The following is a 4523-nucleotide window of genomic DNA, read 5'->3' on the forward strand; positions in this document are numbered from 1 at the left end:
GGGTCATGTGGGCCCCTAGGCACCCGTGGCGAGCCGCTCGCAGCGCTCGACCACGTTGGACAGCAGGAACGCCCGCGTGAGCGGACCGACCCCTCCCGGGTTCGGGGAGACCGCGCCCGCGACGTCCCACACGTCCGGGTGCACGTCACCGGCGAGCTTCCCGTCGAGTCGGGACACCCCCACGTCGAGGATCGCCGCGCCGGGCTTGACCATGTCCGGGGTGAGGATGTGGGCCACTCCGGCGGCGGCCACGATCACATCGGCACGCCGCGTCTCGGCGGCGAGGTCGCGGGTGCCGGTGTGGCACAGGGTGACGGTCGAGTTCTCGCTACGACGGGTGAGCATCAGCCCGATCGGGCGTCCCACGGTGACCCCGCGGCCGATCACCACCACGTGTGCCCCGTCGAGTTCGACACCGAAACGGCGGAGGAGGTGGATGGCGCCGTTGGGGGTGCACGGGAGCGGGGCCGGCGCGTTGAGCACCAGCTTGCCGAGGTTGACCGGGTGCAACCCGTCGGCGTCCTTGGCCGGGTCGATGCGCTCGAGGATCGCGTTCTCGTCGAGGTGAGCGGGCAGCGGGAGCTGGACGATGTACCCGGTGCACGCCGGATCGGCGTTGAGTTCGTCGATCACGGCCTCGAGCTCGGCCTGACCGGTGTCCGCTGGTAGGTCACGGCGGATGGAGGCGATCCCGACCTGTTCGCAGTCACGGTGCTTCATCTTGACGTACGAGTGGCTGCCCGGGTCGTCGCCGACGAGGACCGTTCCCAGCCCCGGGGTGATGCCCTTGTCCCGCAACGCGGCGACGCGGGTCGAGAGGTCGGCGACGATCTCGTCGCGGGTCAGCTTTCCGTCCAACTTCGTAGCGGTCACGGGTGCCAGTATCCCACTGCGGAGCGGTCACGTCGCCAGCGCACTGCGAGAATGGTGGCCATGACCGGAGCCGGCGTACGTGTGTTGTTCGACCGACCCCGCATCCCGCCCAACACCGGTAACGCGATCCGGTTGGCCGCGGGCGCGGGCTGCGAACTCCATCTGGCCGGGCCGTTGGGTTTCGACCTCACCGAGCCACGGTTGCGGCGGGCCGGGCTCGACTACCACGACCTGGCGCACGTGGAGGTCCACGCCGACCTCGACGCCGCGTACGCCCGTCTGCTCCCGGCGAGGGTGTGGGCGTTCACCGTGCGAGCCGACCTCTCGCTGCCGGAGGTCCGCTTCTCCCCCGGCGACGTCCTGCTGTTCGGACCCGAGCCCACCGGACTGGCCCAGGACGTGCTGGCGGACCAGAGGGTGACGGCCACGGTGCGCATCCCCATGATCGCGGGACGTCGGTCGATGAACCTGTCGAACGCGGCCGCCGTGGCGGTGTACGAAGCCTGGAGGCAGCAGGGATACGCAGGCGATATGGGAATTCCGCCTGATTGACTTATTATTTCGGCATGCCGAAATCTCGTCCGGTCGGTGACCGCAATCGTCCGGGAGGTCGCCGACGGCCCGGGCAACCGAGGACCGTCGTCCTCGCCTCCCTGCCCGCCCTCGCGGCGGTGGTCATGACCGCGGCGTGCACGACCGGGTTCACGGGCGCGGCCGATGTGCACGACCGCCCCCGGTTCGCCCATCAGGAGTCCGGGGATCGCGTCGTGGTGGCCACGACCTTCACGATCCTCGCGGACATGACGCGCCGGGTCGGGGGCGATCGTGTCCGGGTGGAGTCGGTCACCACCCCCGGGGCCGACGTGCACCAGTACGAACCGTCGGTCGACGACCTCAAGCGGGTCGAGGGCGCCGACCTGGTGGTGAGCAACGGCCTCGGCATGGACGACTGGCTGCTGCGATTCCTCGACGGGACCGATGCCCGACACGTGGTCGGCTCCGAGAGGGTCGACCCCATGCCCGTACGCTCGGGCAACTACACCGGTCGCCCCAATCCCCACGCGTGGATGTCACCCCACGAGGGCATCGGCTACGTCCTCACGATCGCCGACGCACTGGCCGAGGTCGACCCGGACGGTACCGAGGAGTACCTCGCCCGCGCCGGGGACTACGTGGCGGACCTCGAGGACATGGCCACCCGCGCACGGGCGGCCGTGGCGGCGGTGCCGGAGGAACGACGCGTCCTGGCCACGTGCGAGGGCGCATTCTCCTACCTGGCGCGCGACCTCGGGCTGGAGGAGCTCTACCTGTGGCCGGTCAACAGCGAATCGCAGGGGCTTCCGCGGCAGGTCACCTCTCTGATCGACGAGGTGCGTGCCCGGGAGATCCCCGCGCTCTTCTGCGAGTCGACGGTCTCCGACGCCGCGATGGAGCAGGTGGCGCAGGAGACGGGCAGCAGGGTCGCCGGGGTCCTGTACGTCGACTCGCTGTCCGCCCCCAGCGGCCCGGTGCCCACGTATCTGGACCTGCTCGACCACGACCTCGAGATCATCACCCGGGAGCTGACGTCATGACCGACCGACCACTGCCCTTCTCGTCGCACACCGGCCCGCCCGCCGTGGTCGTCACCGACCTCACCGTCGACCGGGGTCAGATCCGCGCACTCGACTCGGTCTCCCTGTCCGTGCCCACCGGGGAGATCACCGTGCTGCTCGGGCCCAACGGGTCCGGCAAGTCCACCCTGCTCCAGGCGATGCTCGGTCTGGTCACCCCGACCGGTGGATCGGTGCGTGTTCTCGGCTCCCCGGTGGGCCGGGCGCTGCGCACCGGCCGGGTGGCGGCGGTACCCCAGTCGGACGGCGTCGACGATCGCTTCCCGGTCACCGCCGGCGAGGTGGTCATGCAGGGCCGTCGACGCTTCACCGGTCCGTGGCGTCGCCCGTCCTCCGCCGATCGGCTGGCGGTGGAGCAGGCACTGGCCAGGGTCGGCCTGTCCCCGATCGCCGGGCGGAGAATCGGGGAGCTGTCGGGGGGACAACGCCGACGGGTTCTGCTGGCCCGATGCCTGGCGCAGGAGGCCGAGCTACTGCTCCTCGACGAGCCGTTCAACGGGATGGACGCCGGCAGCGAGGAGGTCTACATCGACGTGCTGCGCGACCTCACCGCCTCGGGGAGGACCGCGGTGGTCTCCACACACCACCTGGCCACGGTCGAGAGGCTCGCGGACTCGGTCGCCCTGCTCAACGGTGGACTGGTGGCGCACGGGCCCGTCGCCGAGACCACCACCCCACAGATCCTGTCCACCCTGCTCGGTGCGCGACCACCCGCCGTCGACGACCGGGCACCGGCGACCGAGGGGGCACCGGGATGATCGATCTGCTCGTCGAACCCATGGGGTACGAGTTCATGCGCCGTGCCCTGCTCGTGGTGGCCGCCTCCGGAGTGGCCGGCGCACTGCTCAGCTGCTGGCTCGTCCACATGGGGTGGTCACTGATGGGCGACGCCGTCTCCCACGCCGTCCTGCCCGGAGTGGTGATCGCCGGCCTGACCGGCATCCCGTTCGCCGTCGGCGCGCTCGTCGCGGCGTTGGTCGCGGTGGCGCTGATCGGCGGGGTCCGCGAGAGCGGGACGGTTCGGGAGGACGCCGCCATGGGCATCGTCTTCACCGCCCTGTTCTCGCTCGGCCTGGTCCTCATCGCGCGCTTCCCGAGCGGGCAGGACCTGCACTCCATCCTGTTCGGCAGTGTGCTCGGCGTGCCGGACCCCGTCCTGGTGCAGGTGCTGGCCGTCTCCGCGTTCACGGTGATCGTGTTGCTGGCCTTCCGCCGGGATCTGATCATGGTGGCCTTCGACCGGCTGCACGCGCACACACTGGGCCTCAGGACCCGTGCACTGACCGGGCTCCTGCTGGCCACCCTCGCCACGGCCACCGTGGCGGGAGTCCAGTCGGTGGGCGTGATCCTCGTGGTGGCCACGCTCATCATCCCCGGCGCGACGGCCCAGCTGCTCGCCGACACCATGCGGGGGACGATGATCCTCGCCGTCGTCGTCGCCCTGGCCGGCGGCCTCACCGGGCTGTACGCCGGGTACTACGCCGACCTCCCCCCGGGGCCGGTGGTGGTACTCGCGCAGGCCGCCATCTTCACCGCGGCCCAGTTGTTCGCGCCCGGGCGCGGCGTGATCCCGCGGGCCGCGGCGGGCGCCCGGGCCCGACGATCGGGGATGATGACGGCATGACCGGCGACCGGCCCCGAGACGAGGCCCCCAGCGCGACTACACCCGGCGGCCTCGGCGATCTCACCCCCACCGTCCAGGCCTACCTCATGGCCGCCCACCACCTGGAGGCCGCAGGTCAGTCCGTCACCCCGGGCGCGCTCGCGGATCGACTCGGGGCCTCCCCCTCCTCCGTCACCGAGGGCGTCCGCAAACTCGCCGCGATGGGTTTGGCGCGGCACCGTCCCTACGCGCCCGTGGAGCTCACCGACGCCGGGAGGTCGTTCGCAGTGGCGATGGTCCGTCGTCACCGGATCCTCGAGACCTTCCTGGCCCGGTGCCTGGACTACCCCTGGGATGAGGTCCATGCCGAGGCCGACGCCCTCGAGCACGTGGTGTCCGACCGGTTCGTCGACGCCCTGGACGGCTTTCTGGAC

6 protein-coding genes are annotated in these 4523 nt (G+C 71.2%); 5 read left to right on the forward strand and 1 reads right to left on the reverse strand.

The annotated features are described in order from the left end of the window. Positions 1 to 15 precede the first annotated feature (15 nt). On the reverse strand, positions 16 to 873 hold the full coding sequence (locus IY392_RS14895) for a bifunctional methylenetetrahydrofolate dehydrogenase/methenyltetrahydrofolate cyclohydrolase (protein ID WP_107755891.1): 858 nt from the start codon (positions 871 to 873) through the stop codon (positions 16 to 18). A gap of 60 nt (positions 874 to 933) precedes the next feature. Between IY392_RS14895 and IY392_RS14900 the strand changes: the two genes are divergently transcribed. The 5 genes from IY392_RS14900 to IY392_RS14920 form a co-directional block, all read left to right on the forward strand. Next, positions 934 to 1425 (forward strand): tRNA (cytidine(34)-2'-O)-methyltransferase, encoded by a 492-nt coding sequence (locus tag IY392_RS14900; protein ID WP_107757992.1) that lies wholly within the window; start codon positions 934 to 936, stop codon positions 1423 to 1425. 14 nt (positions 1426 to 1439) lie between these two features. Continuing rightward, positions 1440 to 2447 carry a metal ABC transporter solute-binding protein, Zn/Mn family gene (locus tag IY392_RS14905; protein WP_107755890.1) on the forward strand — a complete coding sequence of 336 codons (1008 nt, stop codon included), beginning with the start codon at positions 1440 to 1442 and terminating at the stop codon, positions 2445 to 2447. Further along, complete coding sequence (locus IY392_RS14910; protein WP_107755889.1) at positions 2444 to 3244, forward strand: metal ABC transporter ATP-binding protein; 801 nt, start codon at positions 2444 to 2446, stop codon at positions 3242 to 3244. The genes IY392_RS14905 and IY392_RS14910 overlap by 4 nt, the downstream gene beginning before the upstream one ends. Continuing rightward, entirely contained in the window at positions 3241 to 4110 is an 870-nt protein-coding gene (locus tag IY392_RS14915; RefSeq protein WP_194861630.1) for a metal ABC transporter permease, read from the forward strand. The genes IY392_RS14910 and IY392_RS14915 overlap by 4 nt, the downstream gene beginning before the upstream one ends. Next, positions 4107 to 4523: metal-dependent transcriptional regulator (locus IY392_RS14920; protein ID WP_194861631.1), on the forward strand; the 417-nt coding region annotated here is incomplete at its 3' end. The genes IY392_RS14915 and IY392_RS14920, both read left to right, overlap by 4 nt.

It is taken from the genome of Dietzia sp. SYD-A1 (genome assembly GCF_015356725.1).
Lineage (GTDB): Bacteria > Actinomycetota > Actinomycetes > Mycobacteriales > Mycobacteriaceae > Dietzia.